A 1241-nucleotide genomic window follows, 5' to 3' on the forward strand; every position below is an offset into this window, starting at 1 on the left:
GCCAGGTGCAGGGCCACCAGCGACGACGAGCACGCCGTGTCCACCGTGACCGCCGGACCCTCGAAACCGAAGGTGTACGAGACACGGCCGGACGCGACGCTGCTGGCGCTGCCGTTGCCGAGGAACGCCTCCACCTCTTCCGGGACGTCCGTCAGGCTGCTGGCGTAGTTGTGGTACATGACGCCGGCGAAGACGCCGGTCGCGCTGCCGCTCAGGGCCGTCGGGTCGATCCCGGCCCGCTCGAACACCTCCCACGACGTCTCGAGCAGCAGTCGCTGCTGCGGGTCCATCGCCAGCGCCTCACGCGGGCTGATCCCGAAGAACCCGGGATCGAACTCCGCCGCACCCTCCAGGAAACCGCCCTCGCGGGTGTAGGTCTTGCCCGCCCGGTCGGGGTCCGGGTCGTAGATGCCGTCCACGTCCCAGCCACGTTCGGCGGGGAAGACGGAGATGCCGTCGCGGGCCTCGACGAGCAGCCACCACAGGTCCTCCGGGGATTCCACGCCGCCCGGGTAGCGGCAGCTCATGCCGACGATCGCGATCGGTTCGTCCGCGGCGGCGGTGGCCGCCACGACGACCTGGCTGAGGTCCGCCGTGCCGAGGAGTTCGGTGATGATGTGCTCGGCGAGCGACTGCGGGGTCGGGTAGTCGAACACCAGCGTCGCCGGCAGCCGCAGACCGACCGCCTCACCGAGCTGGTTACGCAACTCGACCGCCGTCAGCGAATCGAACCCGAGGTCCTTGAACGCCCGCGCCTCATCGATCGACTGCGCACCGGCGAAGCCCAACACCGCCGCCACCTGCGCCCGCACCACCTCCAGAACGATCGGAAGCCGCTCCGACTCCCCCACCGGCAGAAGACGACGCGCCAGAGCCGAGGACTCCTCGGCAGCACCACGCGTCGCCACACGACGCACCGGTACCCGCACCAGACCACGCAGGAGAGCGGGCAGGTGGTCGGGCTGGGAGCGCACGGCCGCCAGGTCGAGTCGCATGGGGACGAGCAGGGAGCGCTCGTCCTGGACGGCGGCGTCGAGGAGCGCGAGCCCCTCGGCGGCCGACAGGCCGTCGACGCCGGAGCGCTGGATGCGCGCCAGGCCGTCGGCACCGAGCGTGCCCGCCATTCCGGCGCTCTCCGACCACGCACCCCAGGCGAGGGAGATGCCGGGCAGGCCGAGGGCCTGCCGGTGCGCGGCGAGGGCGTCGAGGAAGGCGTTGGCGGCGGCGTAATTGGCCTGACC

General features: G+C 71.9%; 1 protein-coding gene. It reads right to left on the reverse strand.

Annotated features, from left to right (window positions below; translation table 11 throughout):
• Nucleotides 1-1241, reverse strand: a 1241-nt coding sequence (locus ACZ4SA_RS36965) for an acyl carrier protein (RefSeq protein WP_468283265.1), incomplete at both ends; no start/stop codon positions are given.

It is taken from the genome of Streptomyces sp. NPDC027962 (assembly GCF_055566095.1).